Annotated in this window: 14 protein-coding genes and 1 other RNA gene; 12 read left to right on the forward strand and 3 right to left on the reverse strand. The window is 71.3% G+C overall.

The window, feature by feature from the left end; genetic code table 11:
- Positions 1-13 precede the first annotated feature (13 nt).
- The 4 genes from smpB to dacB all read left to right on the forward strand — a co-directional run bounded on the left by smpB (position 14) and on the right by dacB (position 3,818).
- On the forward strand, positions 14-550 hold the full coding sequence (gene smpB, locus OG698_RS28125) for an SsrA-binding protein SmpB (RefSeq protein WP_399973318.1): 537 nt from the start codon (positions 14-16) through the stop codon (positions 548-550).
- Positions 551-662: 112 nt separating this feature from the next.
- Positions 663-1,051, forward strand: a transfer-messenger RNA (tmRNA) gene (gene ssrA / locus OG698_RS28130).
- Positions 1,052-1,155: 104 nt separating this feature from the next.
- Entirely contained in the window at positions 1,156-2,154 is a 999-nt protein-coding gene (locus OG698_RS28135; protein ID WP_406106232.1) for a PHB depolymerase family esterase, read from the forward strand.
- A gap of 44 nt (positions 2,155-2,198) precedes the next feature.
- Positions 2,199-3,818: a D-alanyl-D-alanine carboxypeptidase/D-alanyl-D-alanine-endopeptidase gene (gene dacB, locus OG698_RS28140; protein WP_406106234.1), complete on the forward strand. Its 1,620-nt coding sequence runs from the start codon at positions 2,199-2,201 to the stop codon at positions 3,816-3,818.
- A gap of 13 nt (positions 3,819-3,831) precedes the next feature.
- Here the strand turns inward: dacB and OG698_RS28145 are convergent, their stop codons facing one another.
- Positions 3,832-5,088 carry an MFS transporter gene (locus OG698_RS28145; protein ID WP_406106236.1) on the reverse strand — a complete coding sequence of 419 codons (1,257 nt, stop codon included), beginning with the start codon at positions 5,086-5,088 and terminating at the stop codon, positions 3,832-3,834.
- Positions 5,089-5,171: 83 nt separating this feature from the next.
- On the opposite strand from OG698_RS28145, the gene OG698_RS28150 reads away from it, so the two are divergent.
- The 7 genes from OG698_RS28150 to OG698_RS28180 all read left to right on the forward strand — a co-directional run bounded on the left by OG698_RS28150 (position 5,172) and on the right by OG698_RS28180 (position 14,475).
- Complete coding sequence (locus OG698_RS28150) at positions 5,172-6,182, forward strand: LysR family transcriptional regulator (RefSeq protein WP_406106238.1); 1,011 nt, start codon at positions 5,172-5,174, stop codon at positions 6,180-6,182.
- A gap of 245 nt (positions 6,183-6,427) precedes the next feature.
- Positions 6,428-7,114 (forward strand): hypothetical protein, encoded by a 687-nt coding sequence (locus tag OG698_RS28155; RefSeq protein WP_406106240.1) that lies wholly within the window; start codon positions 6,428-6,430, stop codon positions 7,112-7,114.
- Entirely contained in the window at positions 7,115-9,292 is a 2,178-nt protein-coding gene (locus tag OG698_RS28160) for a glycosyltransferase (protein ID WP_406106242.1), read from the forward strand.
- A complete protein-coding gene (locus tag OG698_RS28165; protein ID WP_406106244.1) occupies positions 9,289-10,584 on the forward strand; it encodes an acyltransferase in 1,296 nt (431 codons plus the stop codon). The genes OG698_RS28160 and OG698_RS28165 overlap by 4 nt, the downstream gene beginning before the upstream one ends.
- Positions 10,585-10,670: 86 nt before the next feature.
- A complete protein-coding gene (locus OG698_RS28170) occupies positions 10,671-11,681 on the forward strand; it encodes a hypothetical protein (protein ID WP_406106246.1) in 1,011 nt (336 codons plus the stop codon).
- Positions 11,682-11,864: 183 nt separating this feature from the next.
- Positions 11,865-13,217: a nitrate/nitrite transporter gene (locus tag OG698_RS28175; RefSeq protein ID WP_406106248.1), complete on the forward strand. Its 1,353-nt coding sequence runs from the start codon at positions 11,865-11,867 to the stop codon at positions 13,215-13,217.
- Positions 13,218-13,314: 97 nt separating this feature from the next.
- Positions 13,315-14,475: a uroporphyrinogen-III synthase gene (locus tag OG698_RS28180; protein WP_406106250.1), complete on the forward strand. Its 1,161-nt coding sequence runs from the start codon at positions 13,315-13,317 to the stop codon at positions 14,473-14,475.
- A 1-nt stretch (position 14,476) separates the two neighbouring features.
- On the opposite strand, the gene OG698_RS28185 is transcribed toward OG698_RS28180, so the two are convergent.
- A complete protein-coding gene (locus OG698_RS28185; protein WP_383095149.1) occupies positions 14,477-14,893 on the reverse strand; it encodes a PIN domain-containing protein in 417 nt (138 codons plus the stop codon).
- Between the two features lies 1 nt (position 14,894).
- Positions 14,895-15,113: a type II toxin-antitoxin system VapB family antitoxin gene (locus tag OG698_RS28190; protein ID WP_326775508.1), complete on the reverse strand. Its 219-nt coding sequence runs from the start codon at positions 15,111-15,113 to the stop codon at positions 14,895-14,897.
- 156 nt (positions 15,114-15,269) lie between these two features.
- Between OG698_RS28190 and OG698_RS28195 the strand changes: the two genes are divergently transcribed.
- Positions 15,270-15,857 carry a CGNR zinc finger domain-containing protein gene (locus tag OG698_RS28195; RefSeq protein ID WP_406106253.1) on the forward strand — a complete coding sequence of 196 codons (588 nt, stop codon included), beginning with the start codon at positions 15,270-15,272 and terminating at the stop codon, positions 15,855-15,857.
- Positions 15,858-15,966 lie beyond the last annotated feature (109 nt).

Consider the following 15,966-nt stretch of genomic DNA (forward strand, 5'->3'; position numbering starts at 1 on the left):
TATGGCTAAGGGAATGTTCGTACCGAAGGAATCACAGCCCAAGCAGGGCGCGTCCGGGAAGTCCGGCAAGGACAAGGACGGCAAGCGCAAGATCGTCGCGCAGAACAAGAAGGCCCGGCACGACTACGCCATCGTCGACACGTACGAGGCGGGCATCGTCCTGACCGGCACCGAGGTGAAGTCGCTGCGGCAGGGCCGCGCCTCGCTGGTCGACGGCTTCGTCCAGATCGACGGGAACGAGGCGTGGCTGCACAACGCCCACATCCCCGAGTACAGCCAGGGCACCTGGACCAACCACTCCGTGCGCCGCAAGCGCAAGCTGCTCCTGCACCGCGAGGAGATCGACAAGCTGGAGTCGAAGTCCCAGGAGACCGGGCACACGATCGTGCCGCTGGCGATCTACTTCAAGGACGGCCGGGCGAAGGCCGAGATCGCGCTCGCCAAGGGCAAGAAGGAGTACGACAAGCGGCAGACGCTGCGCGAGCAGCAGGACCGCCGGGAGTCGGACCGCGCCATCGCGGCGGCGAAGCGGAAGCAGCGGGGCGCGTAGGTGGTCGGCCCGCGGGAATAGGCTGGCACCGTCGTGTGTTGGTCACGTACGATGGCATCAGCACCTCACAGCGGGTGTGTGGGTCGGAAGACCTGATTTGAAAAATCAACATGGGGATGATCGGTTTCGACAGCGGCTGTCGAAGCAGGGGAAGCGAGCCGAGGAAGCGGCAATGATCTCGTAAACCATATGTCGCAACCAATAATCGCCAATTCCAAGAGCGATTCCCAGTCCTTCGCCCTCGCTGCCTAATAAGCAGTGACTGAAGGACCCTAAAAGGGTGTCAGCCCGGGGGTGTTCCCGACCCGGATCCTGGCATAATCTAGGGAACTAAACCGCCGAGCCCGGTCACGGGGTTCGGTGGGAAATCAAACAGTGGCTGAGCCCGTCGGAGACTTGTTCGCGTGATCTCCGGGGCTGAGAAAATCGAAGCGAACTGCGCTCGGAGAAGCCCTGATTCTGCACCGTTGGACGCGGGTTCGATTCCCGCCATCTCCACAAACCCCATGTGAGACAAAGGCCCGGCTGACACACAGCCGGGCCTTTGTCGTTGTGTGGCCCGGCTCCATATCGGGGGTCCCGGCCCGGCTCTACGGTCCCTCCCCATGACACCGACCAGAGCCGCAACACCCCCACGTCTCATGTTCGTGGCCCTCATCGCCGCTCTACTCGCCACCCTCCTTTCCGTCTTCCTGCCCGCGCCCCGCGCCGACGCCGCTGCGGCGATCCAGGAAGTCACCGGCTTCGGGACCAACCCCGGCGCCCTCAAGATGTACCGCTACGTGCCCGATGGGCTGCCCGCCGGGCGACCGGTCGTCGTCGCCCTGCACGGATGCACGCAGAACGCCTCCGGCTACGGCACCGGCAGCGGCTGGACCGAGCTCGCCGACCGGTGGGGCTTCTCCGTCGTGCTGCCGCAGCAGCAGTCCGGGAACAACGCGTCCTCCTGCTTCAACTGGTTCCAGGCCGGCGACATCGAACGCGGCCAGGGCGAGGCCGCCTCCGTCGCGCAGATGGTCGACCGCCAGCTCACCGACGCCTCGGGCGACCCCGCGAAGGTCTACGTCACCGGGCTGAGCGCCGGCGGCGGCATGACCTCCGTGATGATGGCCGCGTACCCCGAGAAGTTCGCCGCCGGAGGTGTCGTCGCCGGGCTGCCCTACGGGTGCGCGGCCGCCGCCGGGTCGCCGTATGTGTGCATGTACGTGGGTGCCACGCAGACCGCACAGCAGTGGGGCGACCGCGTGCGAGCGGCGCGGCCCGGGTATGCCGGGCCCTGGCCGCGGCTGACCGTCTTCCAGGGCAGTGCCGACTACACCGTGAAGCCCGTGAACATGACCGACCTGATGAAGCAGTGGACCGACGTCCAGGGCACCGATCAGGTCGCCGACGTCAGCGACAGCGTGGCCGGGTATCCGCACCAGGTCTTCCGCCGGGCCGACGGGAGCGCGGCCGTGGAGACGTACAGCATCACGGGGATGGGGCACGGGCAGCCCGTCGATCCGGGGAGCGGGGCCGCGCAGTGCGGGACCGCGGGCGCCTACATCCTCGACGTGAACCTGTGCGCGGCCTACGCGATGGGCCGCTCGTGGGGACTCGGCTGACGCACCCTGTCCCCGGGCGCCGCGATCGGGGATGCTCCTGAGGCATGAGTAGACCCGACGGACCTGTGAGACGACTCCTCAATCCCCTTGCGCGTCAACGGCGTTACCTCGTCTGGCCCGCCCTCGTCGCCCTCGCGGCGGGCCTCACCTGGGGCTCACCGGCCGGTGCCGACGGCGACAGCACCGGCCTCCCCGAGGCCATCGACACCATCCTCGGCGACCCGTCCATGGAGGGCGGCGCGGCGAGCGTCGTCGTCGCCGACGCCAAGAGCGGCGACATCATCTACCAGCACAATCCGACCGGACGCCTGATGCCCGCGTCCAACACCAAGCTCCTCACCTCGACCGCCGCGACGGAACTCCTCGGCACCGGCTACCGGTTCACCACCGACGTGCTGGGCGACGGGCGGCGGCGGGGGAGCGTCCTCGACGGCGATCTGTATCTGCGCGGCACCGGCGACCCGACCGCCCTGGCCAAGGACTACGACGAACTCGCCGCCGAGGTCGCCGCTTCGGGCGTGAGGTCGGTCAGCGGTCGCCTCGTCGCCGACGACACCGCGTTCGACCGTCAGCGGATCGGCCGCTCCTGGGCCGCCGACGACGAGTCCTCGTACTACTCGGCGCAGATCTCCGCCCTGAGCGTCGCGCCCGACACCGACTACGACACCGGGACGGTGATCGTCGAGGCCACGCCGGGCGCGAAGGCGGGGGACAAGCCGAAGATCACCGTCACGCCGAGCACTCATTACGTGGACATCGACGTGCGGGCCACGACCGTCGCGGCCGGCGGTGACGACAGCCTCACCGTCGAGCGGCAGCACGGCACGAACACCGTCACCGTCAGCGGCACGGTTCCCGTCGACGGGGGTGCCACGAAGGAGTGGGTCACCGTCTGGGAGCCCACCGGTTACGCGGCCTCCGTCTTCCGTGACGCGCTCGCCGCGCACGGCGTGAAGGTGTCGGGCGGCACGAAGCTCGGGCGTGCCACCCCGAAGGGCGCCGTGCGGCTCGCCACGCACGACTCCATGCCCCTGAAGGACCTGCTGATCCCGTTCATGAAGCTGAGCAACAACATGCACGCCGAGATCCTCACCAAGGCCATGGGCGCGAAGGCGACCGGCCGCGCGGGAACCTGGGACGACGGGCTCGCGGCGATCAGCGGCTATCTGAAGGGCGTCGGCGTCGACACCGGGCGGCTGCGCCAGGCCGACGGGTCCGGGCTCTCCCGGATGGACAACATCCCGGCGGGCCAGCTCGCGAAGCTGCTGCTCGCGGTGCGCGCCGAGCCGTGGTTCGGCGACTGGTACAAGGCGCTGCCGGTGGCCTGCGACCCGGACCGGTTCGTCGGCGGGACGCTGCGCTCGCGGATGTGCAGGACACCGGCCGCGCTCAACGCCCGCGGCAAGACCGGCTCCCTGACCGGCGCGTCCGCGCTCTCCGGCTACGTGAAGGACGCCGGGGGACGTGAACTCGTCTACAGCATCGTCCAGAACAACTACCTGGTCGACTCGGTGAAGCCCCTTGAGGACGCGATCGTGGTGACGCTCGCGAAGTCCGGCGCGGACGCGGCGGTGGCGGTGAAGCCGCGCTCCCTGCGCTCCGTGCCGGTCTCCGAACGCAAGGGCGACCTGGAGTGCTCGTGGCGCAAACCGGCGGTGTGCTGACGGCTGCGGGTGACTACGTACGGTCGCGTGCGCCGCTGCGTACGTAACCGATGAGCGCGAGTACGAGTGCGCACGCCGACGCGGCGGCCGGGACCGCGTAACCCGCGGTGGGGCCGAGGCGCTCCACCGCGGAGCCGCCCGCCGCCGCGCCGCAGGCGATGCCCCCGAGCAGGCCGGTCACGGCGAGGGTCATGCCCTCGTTCAACTGGCCCTCGGGGGTGCGGGCCTGGACCAGCGTCATGCCCGTGACCATCGTCGGGGCCGTCGCCATGCCGGCCACAAGGAGAGCTCCGGCGACCACGAGGAGAGAACCGGTGAGCGCCGCGAGCAGGGGGAGGGTCAGCAGGACGGTCATCGCGGCGACGCACCACGGGTGGCGCCGCGCCGCGGGACCTGCGGGCCGTACGGCCCCGTAGACCAGCCCCGCCACACAGGAACCGGCGGCCTGGAGCGCGAGGACCGCGCCGGCCGCCGCCTTGTGGCCGCCCTCGTCCGCGAACGCGATCGTGACCACCTCCATCGAGCCGAACACGGCGCCGGTGGCGAGGAAGGACGTCAGGAGAACGGGCATCCCGCGCGCGCGGAGGGGCGATTTCGTGGCCGTGCGCCCATGGGTGGGCGGTTCCGTGGCGCGCTGCGCGGCGAAGACCAGTACACCGGTGAGCAGCAGGACCGCGCCGATCAGGGTGCCGGCCTCCGGGAACAGCGAGCCGCACAGGAAGGCGGCGAGCACCGGGCCGAGCATGAAACACAGCTCGTCCGCCGCCTGTTCGAAGGAGTTCGCGGTGTGCAGGGCGGCCGGGTCGCCCTTGAGGAGATGGGCCCAGCGGGCCCGTGACATGCCGCCCGTGTTGGGCGTGGTGGCCGTCGCCGCGTAGGCGGCGAAGAGGGTCCAGCCGGGCGCTCCGTAGTGCACGCAGAGGAGGAGCGCGAGCGATCCGCAGACCGCGACCGCCGTGGCGGGCACGGCGACCCTGGCCTGCCCGTACCGGTCCACGAGGCGCGCCGTCCACGGGGCGACGACCGCGGTCGAGGCCATCCCGGTCGCGGTGACGGCCCCGGCGAGCGCGTACGAGCCGCGCGCCCCGGCGATCATGATGACGGCGCTGACGCTGAACATGCCCATGGGGAGCCGGGCGAGGAGGTTCCCGAGCGTGAAGGCGAGCGCGCCGGGGGTGGAGAGCAGTCGGACGTACGGGGAGCGGCTGGGCTGTGGCGGGGCGGTGGAGGCCGGGGGAGCGGTGGCGGGCTCGGATATGGCGTCGGGCATGTGATCAGCGTCGTCGTGGGCCGCGCGCCCGGTCCAACACCTTCTCCGTACCGATTCACGCGCCCGCGTTGTAAGTTCGCCGGATGCCCGACCAGCCAGCCGCGCCCGGCACGCCGGCCCCCGCCCACCTGGAGCCCCGGCTGCTGCGCGCCTTCCTCGCCGTCGCCGAGGAGCTGCACTTCACCCGCGCCGCCGCCCGGCTCTACGTCGCTCAGCAGGCCCTCAGCAGGGACATCCGCCGCCTCGAACGCGAGCTGGGCGCCGAGCTGTTCGCGCGGAGCACACGCCAGGTCGCCCTGACCGCGGACGGTGCGCGGCTGCTGCCGTACGCGCGGCGGGTCCTCGATGCGCAGGACGAACTGCTCGCTGCCTTCGCGCGCCGCCCGGCAGCGGGGACGCGGCCGCTGCTCGTCGACGTGAACAGCCCCGGCCTCGTCTTCGAGCGCATCCTGGAGCGGGCCCGCGAGTTCGCCCCGGAGTGCGAGCTGATGGCCCGCTACGAGAGCGGCCTGACCGGCGCCGCCGCCGAGATGACGGCGGGCCGCCTGGACGCGTCGTTCGGGCGGTACGCGGGGCTCGACCCGGCGGTGCGGGCGCGCCTCTCGCAGCAGCCCGTGCGGTACGAGCCGATGACGGTGGTCCTGCCCGAGGACCATCCCCTCGCCGCCCTGGACGCCGTGCCGCTCGCGCGGCTCGCGGGCGAGACGGTGTACGCGGGCGCGGGCAATCCCCGTACACCGGAGTGGACCGACCTGGCCGGGCGGCTCTTCGAGGGGCGCGGGATAGCGGTCGCGCCCCCCGTGCCGCTCGCCGTGGGCGTCGAGGAGTTCCGGCGGATCATGGCCAAAACGGGGACTCCAGTGCTCGCCGCGGGGGACTTTCCGGCCATGGCCGGCTCCGTCGTGCGGCCCCTGACCGACCCCGTACCGCTGTCACCTGTGTCGCTGGTGTGGCCGACGGGGCTCGTGCACCCGGGGATCGACGCGCTCCGTGCGGCGGCGGCCACGCTCGCGGAGGAGAACGACTGGCTCCGTAAGCCCTCAGGCGCCTGGATTCCCGGCATAGATGCACTCATCATGATGAGTCCGGACTGAGGATCGGGCGCGGCTGTCACCCGCGTGCGCTACATTCATCGTCCGAGCGCATTGTGATAAGGGGGCGCTCGGATCGGGTGGGGGCCCGGTCCGAACGACGAGTGCTCGGTACGTCGTGCGTGCACCCATGTTCATGTCCTTGGGGGGATGTGCGTACGGTGGAACATTGGCGAGAAAATGCCTTTTCTGGGCAGACTCACGATCCTAATGAAGTAACGGTCCAACTCGACGGCGCAGGACGCCAGTTGGACGAGCTCATCGCTGCGCGGCGCGAGGGCGCCGGCGCGGCCGACAAGGAAGTCCCGGTCTTCGTGGACGACTCGGGTCGGCGTAACCGCAGGTACCGCCGCTTCGGCGCGATCGTCGGGATGATCTGCGCGGTCTACGCCGTGGTCATCGTGGCGACGCTGCTCTCCGGAAACTCGAACGCTCCCTGGCTGCCCATCACGGGCCAGGACCGCGACAAGCCCGCGGGCAAGGTGGACACGCCGCCGCTGCCGGCCGACCCGGCGGCCGAGCCGTCCTCGTCGACGGGAGCCACGGCCGGTCCCAGCGCTTCCGGCACGGGAGCGGCGTCCAGCGAGCCGGGTGCCGGCTCGTCGACCGGGCCCGAGGGCAGCGAGAGCGCCAAGCCGGACGACAAGCCCGGCAAGTCGCCCGACCCGAAGCCGTCCGGCGGCCCCGGCAAGCCCGACCCAGGTCACTCGCCCGACCCGGGCCCCGGACCCTCGGAGGAGCCCAGCTCACCGGGCCCCGGCGAGCCGTCCCCGTCGGACAGCGGACCGCCCGTCGAGCCGACGGAGTCCCCGGCCCAGGGCGGCACCGAGATCGTCGCGGCGCCGCCCGTCGAGTCGCCGGTCGCGTCCGTCGACCCGAGCCAGAGTCCGGCCGGACCGTCATCGGCCTCGTCCCCGGAAAGCGGCATCCTGTAAATGTCCTCCCGCCCACGCAGCAGCCGCAGGGCGCCGCGTCGCCGCCGCCTGCCCATGCGCTATCTGCTTCCGTCGCTGCTCCTTGTCGCCCTGCTCGCGATGCTCATGCTCCGCGGGTACGTGCACAGCGAGATCCTCGCCGACCACCGCATCCAGCCGCCCGCCGCCACCGATCACGTCCCCGAGAAGATCCTCGAGGGCGGACCCGTCATCGACACGCGTGACGGGCGCGAGACCGGCATGAGCGTGCCCGAGCACCGGCTCGTCCTCACCTTCGACGACGGCCCCGACCCGCAGTGGACCCCCAAGGTCCTCGACGTCCTGAAGGAACACCACGCGCACGGCGTCTTCTTCGTCACCGGCACCATGGCCTCCCGCTACCCGGACCTGGTCAAACGCATGGTCGACGAGGGTCACGAGGTCGGCCTGCACACCTTCAACCACCCCGACCTCTCGTACCAGTCCAAGAGCCGCATCGACTGGGAACTCACCCAGAACCAGACGGCCCTGGCCGGTGCGGCCGGCATCCGCACCTCGCTGTTCCGGCCGCCGTACTCCTCGTTCGCCGACGCCATGGACAACAAGTCGTGGCCGGTCACCAAGTACATCGGCAGCCGCGGGTACATCACCGTCGTCAACAACACCGACAGTGAGGACTGGAAGCGCCCCGGCGTCGACGAGATCATCCGCCGCGCCACGCCCAAGGGCGGCAAAGGCGCGATCGTCCTGATGCACGACTCCGGTGGCGACCGCTCGCAGACCGTCGCCGCCCTCGACCGCTTCCTGCCCCAGCTCCAGGGCCAGGGATACGACTTCGTCAACCTCACCGAGGCGCTCGGGGCACCCAGCGCCCACACGCCCGTGCACGGTCTCGAACTGGCCAAGGGCAAGGCGTGGATCTACGCCGTCGACGCCTCGGACAACGTGACGGACGTCCTTGCCGTAGGACTCGCGATCATCGGCGTCCTCGTCTTCACCCGCTTCGGCCTGATGCTCCTCCTGTCCGGGGCGCACGCCCGGCGCGTGCGGCGCCGCGGATTCTCCTGGGGGCCGGCCGTCACCGAACCGGTGTCGGTCCTGGTCCCGGCGTTCAACGAGGCCAAGTGCATCGAGAACACGGTGCGTTCACTCATGTCGAGCGAGCACCCCATCGAGATCATCGTCATCGACGACGGCTCGACCGACGGCACGGCCCGCATCGTCGAGAATCTGCGCCTGCCGAACGTCCGGGTGGTCCGCCAGTACAACGCGGGCAAGCCGGCCGCGCTCAACAGGGGCCTGGCCAACGCCCGGTTCGACCTGATCGTGATGATGGACGGCGACACGGTCTTCGAGCCGTCCACCGTCCGCGAGCTCGTCCAGCCCTTCGGTGACCACCGCGTCGGCGCGGTCGCGGGCAACGCGAAGGTCGGCAACAAGGACTCCCTGATCGGGGCCTGGCAGCACATCGAGTACGTGATGGGCTTCAACCTCGACCGCCGCATGTACGACATGCTGCGCTGCATGCCCACGATCCCCGGGGCCGTGGGCGCCTTCCGCCGCAGCGCCCTGGAGCGCATCGGCGGCATGAGCGACGACACGCTCGCCGAGGACACCGACGTCACGATGGCGCTGCACCGGGACGGCTGGCGCGTGGTCTACGCCGAGAAGGCCCGCGCCTGGACCGAGGCCCCGGAGTCGGTCCAGCAGCTCTGGTCCCAGCGCTATCGGTGGTCGTACGGCACGATGCAGGCGATCTGGAAGCACCGCCGCTCCGTGATCGAGTCGGGCGCCTCCGGACGCTTCGGCCGCATCGGGCTGCCGCTCGTCGCCCTCTTCATGGTCCTCGCGCCGCTCCTGGCGCCCCTCATCGACGTCTTCCTGCTCTACGGCCTCGTGTTCGGCCCCACGGAGAAGACGATCGTCGCCTGGCTCGGCGTCCTCGTCATCCAGGCAGTCTGCGCGGCGTACGCCTTCCGGCTCGACCGCGAACGCATGACCCACCTCATCTCACTCCCGCTCCAGCAGGTCCTGTACCGGCAGCTGATGTACGTCGTGCTGCTCCAGTCCTGGATCACCGCGCTCACCGGCGGCCGGCTGCGCTGGCAGAAGCTGCGGCGCACCGGAGCGGTGGAGGCGCCGGGGGCGATTCCGCGCCAGCGGGCGTCGCGCGGCAACGATCGGAGGCCCGTCGCATGACGTATCCCACTCCCGCCACCGGCGGCCAGAGCGGGTTCCAGCAGACGCGGCGCCTGCCGCAAGTGCCGTTCCCGCAGGTGCCGTTCACACCGGAGCCGGCGCCGGCGCCCGCGCCCGTTCCGCCCGCCCCGCCCGCGCAGGCCGCCGCGCCCAAGAAGCCGGGCCGCGACCGCTATCTGGACCTGCTGCGCTCCATCGCGCTCGTCCGCGTCGTCGTCTACCACCTCTTCGGGTGGGCCTGGCTGACGGTCCTCTTCCCGTCCATGGGCGTGATGTTCGCGCTCGCCGGATCGCTGATGGCGCGCTCCCTGAGCCGGCCCGCGATCGGTGTGATCAGGGGCCGTATCCGCCGGCTCCTGCCGCCCATGTGGGCGTTCAGCGTCGTCGTCCTCGCCCTGCTCTTCCTGGGCGGCTGGAACCCCGGCAAGGACCCCGACAGCGGCGGGACCTGGGGCTGGATCAGCCTGTTCAACTACTTCGTGCCCGTCGGGGCGCCGTCGTTCCCCTGGCACCTCGGCGACAAGGCGGGCCTCCTGGAGGACACCTGGCCGTCGCAGGCCGCGGGCCCGCTCTGGTACCTGCGGGCCTACCTGTGGTTCGTCATCGCCTCGCCGCTGCTGCTCCGGGCGTTCCGCAAGGTGCCGTGGGCGACGCTGCTCGCGCCGCTCGCGCTGACGGCCGTCGTCGGTACGGGCATCGTCACCATCCCCGGCGAGACGGGGAACGCGGTCACCGACTTCGCGGTCTACGGCGGCTGCTGGGTCCTCGGCTTCGCCCATCACGAGGGCGTCCTCGCGAAGGTGCCGCGCTATCTCGCGGTGTCCTGCTCGGCGATCGTGATGGCGTTCGGACTGTGGTGGGCCTCGGGCCATCTCGGGCCGGACGGCTGGGACCTGAACGACATCCCGCTGGCGCAGGCGACCTGGTCCTTCGGGTTCGTCGTCATCCTGCTCCAGTACTCGCCGTCCTGGCAGGAGCTGCCGGGCCGGCTCGCCAAGTGGGACAAGCTCATCACGCTGTCCAACAACCGCGCGGTCACGATCTATCTCTGGCACAACATGCTGATCATGGCCACGGTGCCGATCATCGACCTCGCGTACAACCTGCCGTTCATGGAGGACGCGAGATGGAGTGGCGCCCTCGACTCCACGTACATGCTCTGGATGTTCGTGCTGACCTGGCCGCTGATAGCGCTCGCGGTCCTCGGCACGGGCTGGATCGAGGACCTGGCCGCCAAGCGGCGCCCGCGGCTCTGGCCGAACGGCGTCAAGAAGCGGGCACATAGTCGCTAGACGGGGTTGTGCGGCCGGTGGGGGTGGGGGAGGTTGGGGCGTGAGCGACCAGTGACCGTATGACCACGAGGGGAACCCGGACCGACATGACACAGCCTCCCGGCCAGCCGCCGCAGGACGGATCCGGGCACCACCCGGCGTACGGGCCGCCTCCCGGCCAGCCTCAGGCGCCGTCCGGCGGCGGGCAGGACAACCCCTACGCCGGCGCGCCGACCCCGCCACCGGCTCCGCCGCAGATACCGCAGACCCCGCCACCGGCACCGGCCCCTCAGGGCCGGCCCGGCTACGGGGACCAACCCGCTTACGGGGACCAGCCCGGCTACGGCGACCAGCCCGGATACGGCGCTCAGCCTCCCTACGGCCAGCCCCCGCAGGGCCAGCCCCCGCAGGGCCAGCCCCCGCAGGGCCAGCCCCCGCAGGGCCAACCCCCGCAGGGCCAACCCCCGTACGGCCAACCTCCGTACGGGCAGCCCCCGTACGGAGGGCAGCTGCCCTACGGCGGGGGTGCCTATCCGCCGCCCCCGCCACCGCCGGGCGGCAACACGCGCCGGACCGCCGTCATCGTCGGGTCCGCGGTCGTCGCGCTCGTCCTGATCGTCGGCGGGATCTTCCTCGCCACGAACCGCGGAGGCGACGACGACAAGCCGAAGGCGAAGGACTCCGTGTCCGCGGAGCCCACCGCGTCGGACGGGCCCTCCGACGAGCCCACGACCGAGGACCCCGCCACCGAGGACCCCGTCGAGGAGCCGAGCGATCCCTCGGGGACGGCGGAGGAGCGGCCCGCCGGGTCCACCGGCTATCAGGGCCAGTGGCAGGACGAGCAGGCCAGGACCCTCACGGTCGGCGACAAGGTCGCGACCGGCACGGCCAAGGGCAAGTACAGCGTGTCCTACATCGACGCGGGCGGTAAGGGCATCTGCACCGGCATCGGGGAGAACCGCAGCGGCGGGGCGTTCCGGATCGCCGTCAAGTGCATGGGCAAGGACACCGGCGACGAGGTCTTCGGCGCGAACCTGACGCAGGCCGACGACGTGGTCACGCTGAAGTGGGACAAGGGCGGCTCGGCCAGCCTCAAGTGGGCGGGCACCACGACCTGACCCACGCCCCACGACCTGATCCATGCCCACTACCTGACCCACGCCGTGGAGCGAAGCTCACCGCCGGGCCCCGCGCCCGGTGAGAGCAACGTTCCCCGGCGGTCACGGTGCGGCACAGCGCGGTAATCCCGCCTCCCTACGTTCGAGGTCATCAGCCGAGAACCGTGACCCTGGAGGCGTGTGATGGCAGCCCGGAGTTGGATCCAGAGGTGGGATCCGGAGGACGAGATGTTCTGGTCGCGCGAGGGCGGCGAGAAAGTCGCGCGGCGCAATCTCGCGTTCTCCATCCTGTCCGAGCACATCGGGTTCTCGATCTGGACCCTGTGGTCCGTGATGGTGCTGTTCATGGGGCCCGAGTACGGCATCGACCCGGCCGGCAAGTTCTTCCTGGTCTCGATGGCCACGATGGTCGGGGCGGTCGCACGCGTGCCCTACACCTTCGCCGTCGCCCGCTTCGGCGGCCGGAACTGGACGATCATCGCGGCGAGCCTGCTCCTCATCCCGACGGCCGCCGCGTTCGTCGTGATGGAGCCGGGGACCTCGTACACGACGTTCATGGTGTGCGCGCTGCTCACCGGCGTCGGCGGCGGCAACTTCGCCTCGTCGATGACCAACATCAACTCCTTCTTCCCGCTGCGGAAGAAGGGCTGGGCGCTCGGCCTGAACGCGGGTGGCGGCAACATCGGCGTCCCCGTCGTGCAGCTCGCCGGGCTCGCCGTGATCGGCGCGAGCGGCGGCCCGCGCGTGCTGCTGGGGATCTACCTCCCGCTCATCGCCGTGTCGGCGATCTGCGCCGCGCTGTTCATGGACAACCTCGCGACCGTGAAGAACGACACCGGCGCGGCCAAGGAGGCCGTGCGCGATCCACACACTTGGATCATGTCGTTCCTCTACATCGGGACGTTCGGGTCGTTCATCGGCTACAGCTTCGCGTTCGGGCTCGTCCTGCAGACGCAGTTCGGCAGGACGCCGCTCCAGGCCGCGTCGATCACGTTCATCGGGCCGCTGCTCGGCTCCCTGATCCGGCCTGTGGGCGGCCGGCTCGCCGACCGGTTCGGCGGCGCCCGCATCACGCTGTGGAACTTCGTCGCCATGGCCGCCGCCACCGGCGTGGTCGTCCTCGCGTCGACGCAGAAGTCGCTGCCGCTGTTCACCACGGCGTTCATCGCCCTGTTCGTGCTCACCGGGCTCGGCAACGGTTCGACGTACAAGATGATCCCCGGCATCTTCCAGGCCAAGGCAGCGGCCAGGGGGCTCGCGGGCGAGGAGGCCGCGGCGTACGGGCGGCGTCTGTCCGGGGCCTCGATGGGGCTGATCGGGGCGGTGGGCGCGCTTGGCGGGCTCGGCATCAACCTCGCCTTCCGCCAGTCCTTCCAGACCGCGGGCACCGGCACGGCCGCCTTCATCGGGTTCCTCCTCTTCTACGCGGTGTGCTTCGCCCTCACCTGGGCCGTATACCTTCGCCGCCCGGCCAGCGCGGAGGCTCCCGTGCAGGCCGCTGAGCCGGAGCCCCGGCTCAGCTACGCGGAGGTGTGACGTAACACCGCTGACATCATGGGGAACCGAGCCCGTCACGGGACGTTGACAGGCTCGGTCGACCCCGGCAGATCCACCCGAGCGGGACGAGAGCCACATGTACGACGCACAGCAGGGCCCCTCGGCGGGGCAGCACGGCCCCCTCGCGGGCTTCACGGTGGGCGTGACCGCCGCGCGCCGGGCCGACGAGCTCGGCGCGCTGCTCCAGCGGCGCGGCGCCGCCGTCCTGCACGCGCCCGCGCTGCGCATCGTCCCGCTCGCCGACGACAGCGAGCTCCTCGCGGCGACCAAGGAGATCGTCGACCACGCGCCCGACGTCGTCGTCGCGACCACCGCGATCGGGTTCCGCGGCTGGGTCGAGGCCGCCGACGGCTGGGGCCTGGGCGAGGCGCTCGTCGCCCGGCTGCGCGGCGTGGAACTGCTCGCCCGCGGGCCCAAGGTCAAGGGCGCCGTCAGGGCCGCCGGGCTCACCGAGGAGTGGTCCCCGTCGTCCGAGTCGATGGCCGAGGTCCTCGAACGGCTCCTCGACGAGGGCGTCGACGGCCGCCGGGTCGCCGTCCAGCTGCACGGCGAGCCGCTGCCCGGCTTCGTCGAGGCGCTGCGCGAGGCGGGCGCCGACGTCGTGGGGGTGCCGGTGTACCGGTGGATGCCGCCGGAGGACATCGGGCCTCTCGACCGGCTGCTCGACGCGACCCTCACGCGGGGCGTGGACGCGCTCACGTTCACCAGCGCGCCCGCCGCTGCGTCCCTGCTCTCCCGGGCCGAACTGCGGGGCCGGCTCCCGGAGTTGCTCGCGGCCCTGCGCCACGACGTCCTGCCCGCCTGCGTCGGCCCCGTCACCGCGCTGCCGCTCCAGGCCCACGGTGTGGACACGGTGCAGCCCGAACGTTTCCGCCTCGGGCCGCTCGTCCAGCTCCTGTGCACCGAACTCCCGGGCAGGGCCCGTACGTTGCCGGTCGCGGGCCACCGCGTGGAGATCCGCGGCCAGGCCGTCCTGGTCGACGGCGACCTGCACCCCGTACCGCCCGCCGGGATGTCGCTCCTGCGCTCCCTCTCGCGCCGCCCCGGCTGGGTGGTCCCCCGCGCCGAACTCCTGCGCGCGCTGCCCGGCGCGGGCAGCGACGAACACGCGGTGGAGACGGCGATGGCCAGACTCCGTACGGCCCTCGGCACCCCCAAGCTGATCCAGACGGTGGTCAAGCGCGGCTACCGCCTGGCCCTGGACCCGGCGGCGGACTCCAAGTACGGGACGGACTGAGTCAGTTCGGCGTGCGGTGAACGCTGTGCTCGTCGAGGTCCGCCAGCAGGCCCGCGGCGGCGGCGAAGTCCTTGTCGTCGTGGAGCACGACGAGGCCGTGGTGGGCCGCGGTGGCGCAGATGAGCCAGTCGACCGTCGACAGACTCCGGTGGCGGCCGCGCTGGGCGAGTCGGTACTGCGCCGTTTCGACCCACTGCCAGGCGTTCTTGGGGACCGGCGCGTCCGGGTAGAGGCTGCCGAACATGTCGGTCATCGCGTCGTACTCGTCGAGGTCGCGCGCGGAGCGGCGGAACTCGGTGCGCTGAGGATGGCAGGAGGCGATGGTGCCCTCCTCGATCTCACGGCTCCAGGCGTCGTTGAGCGACCGGTCACGCTGGAGCCGCCACACCGCCGTCGAGTCGATCAGGTACCGCAGCACGTCAGGCGGTGCCCTTCTCGGCGGCGTGCAGGCGCCAGAAGCTCTCGTCGTCCCAGTCCTGGGACGCCTTGAAGTGCCGGAGGCGCGCCTCGGCACGGCGCTGGCGCTCCACGTACTCGCGCAGCGCGAGGTTCACCGTCTCCTTCTTGGTGCGCGCGCCGGACAGTCGCATGGCCTCGGCGAGAGCCTCGTCGTCTATGTCGATCTGCGTCGCGGCCACCGGGCACCTCCATGGGAAATGTGGGTCACATACAAAGGTAGCCCATGCTCCATACATTGCGCGCCGGCGTCCCGGGCCGGCGCCGTCGGTGAACCCTTCGTGAGGGGCCCGGTACCAGGGGTTCCGGCGGTGCGTGCGTGCGGGCACTGTAGGGGGATGGCATCGCCATCGTCCTCGTCCTCGTACGAGCTGCGCTTCGACTCCGGGCGCAGTTCGCTGGATCTCCTGGCCACGGCGCACCCCGACGAACGGCTCGACTCGGTGGCGCGGTTGCGGGCCTGGCTGGTCGGCTCGGGGCTCGTGCCCGCGGACACGCCGCTGCGGGACGCCGACGCCGTCTGGCTCGCCGCGATGATCGAACTGCGCGGCCATATCGGCCAGTTGGTGCGCGGCGAACTCGACGGCAGGCCCGCGTCCGCCGCCCTGGAGCGGGTCAACGCCCTCGCCCGCGCGGCGCCGCCCGCACCCCGCGCGACCCGCGGCACCGACGGCACCCTCGCCAGGGCCCTGCACGCCGACCCCGGCTGCGGCGAGCTGCTCGCCGCCGTCGCCCGTGACGCCGTGGAGCTCCTCACGGATCCGGTCGCCCGCTCCTGCCTGCGCCGCTGCGAGGGCGACAGCTGCCCGATCATCTATCTCGACACGTCCCGGGGGCGGCGCCGCCGCTGGTGCTCCAGCGAGGTGTGCGGCAACCGGGAGCGGGTGGCGCGACACCGGCGCAGGGCGGCACTCGCCCGAGCCTGAAGATCACCCGAAGGCCTCCCCGAAACCCTTTTTGGCATGTCCCGGCAGATCGATTGAACACATCGCGGACCTCTTACGTACTGGGGTGCGTCCAGCCGAGCGGCGACAC

Source organism: Streptomyces sp. NBC_01003 (genome assembly GCF_045162695.1).
Taxonomy (GTDB): domain Bacteria; phylum Actinomycetota; class Actinomycetes; order Streptomycetales; family Streptomycetaceae; genus Streptomyces.

What these genes read in the sequence shown, in the direction of transcription:
- OG698_RS28150 (WP_406106238.1), top strand. Translation starts at nt 5,172, where the DNA reads ATGCCCGACCAGCCAGCCGCGCCCGGCACGCCGGCCCCCGCCCACCTG.
- OG698_RS28175 (WP_406106248.1), top strand. Translation starts at nt 11,865, where the DNA reads ATGGCAGCCCGGAGTTGGATCCAGAGGTGGGATCCGGAGGACGAGATG.
- dacB (WP_406106234.1), top strand. Translation starts at nt 2,199, where the DNA reads ATGAGTAGACCCGACGGACCTGTGAGACGACTCCTCAATCCCCTTGCG.
- OG698_RS28135 (WP_406106232.1), top strand. Translation starts at nt 1,156, where the DNA reads ATGACACCGACCAGAGCCGCAACACCCCCACGTCTCATGTTCGTGGCC.
- OG698_RS28165 (WP_406106244.1), top strand. Translation starts at nt 9,289, where the DNA reads ATGACGTATCCCACTCCCGCCACCGGCGGCCAGAGCGGGTTCCAGCAG.
- smpB (WP_399973318.1), top strand. Translation starts at nt 14, where the DNA reads ATGTTCGTACCGAAGGAATCACAGCCCAAGCAGGGCGCGTCCGGGAAG.
- OG698_RS28180 (WP_406106250.1), top strand. Translation starts at nt 13,315, where the DNA reads ATGTACGACGCACAGCAGGGCCCCTCGGCGGGGCAGCACGGCCCCCTC.
- OG698_RS28145 (WP_406106236.1), bottom strand. Translation starts at nt 5,088, where the DNA reads ATGCCCGACGCCATATCCGAGCCCGCCACCGCTCCCCCGGCCTCCACC.
- OG698_RS28195 (WP_406106253.1), top strand. Translation starts at nt 15,270, where the DNA reads ATGGCATCGCCATCGTCCTCGTCCTCGTACGAGCTGCGCTTCGACTCC.
- OG698_RS28170 (WP_406106246.1), top strand. Translation starts at nt 10,671, where the DNA reads ATGACACAGCCTCCCGGCCAGCCGCCGCAGGACGGATCCGGGCACCAC.
- OG698_RS28160 (WP_406106242.1), top strand. Translation starts at nt 7,115, where the DNA reads ATGTCCTCCCGCCCACGCAGCAGCCGCAGGGCGCCGCGTCGCCGCCGC.